Raw genomic sequence first — 558 nt, forward strand, 5'->3', positions numbered from 1 at the left:
ATTGGTTTCTAATCAATTTTGTTGTCATCTTCATTATACTTCACTGCCTATCAAAAAGATAGCATATTTTATGAAACTTGTCGGCTGGGAACAGCTTGCAACGCAAGATGTCCCCAGATGGCAAGTCCACAAAAGGGTAGCTGGCGGCAGCCAGCGCAGGGGAAGCGTAGCGTCCCCTGTTTGATTTGAAGCAGACCATGACTGCGGAAAATCACAGCCCTCCGGCGAGGAGCCTTCGGAGAACGCAATGCACCAACCTCTGGGTGGTGTATAATTGCGCCCTTAGTAAACTAAGGGGTTTCCGGCTTCTCCCGTTCCAGCAGTTTTTTCAATAGTTCCTGCGTGTCCTGCCTGTGAAAAATGAGTTTCAACAACAGCATGACATCATCATCTGTCAGGCGTTCCGGCTCTTGCAATATTTAAGTACCATATCATTTCTTCCTGCATATCGAGCGGTTTCGCATCTATTGCTAGTAGTTTGTCTAAGAAATGCTGTGCATTTTTGTTTTCAAGATATTCTTTTGCTATAGATTTATTCATTGGTCCTATGTCAAGATT

1 pseudogene is annotated in these 558 nt (G+C 44.4%); it reads right to left on the minus strand.

What is annotated here, in order from left to right:
- Positions 1-290: 290 nt before the first annotated feature.
- Positions 291-416: pseudogene (locus ACYQ35_RS10505) on the minus strand (DUF3847 domain-containing protein); the annotation flags it as partial.
- Between the last annotated feature and the right edge of the window lie 142 nt (positions 417-558).

The sequence above is a fragment of the Faecalimonas hominis genome (assembly GCF_054660755.1).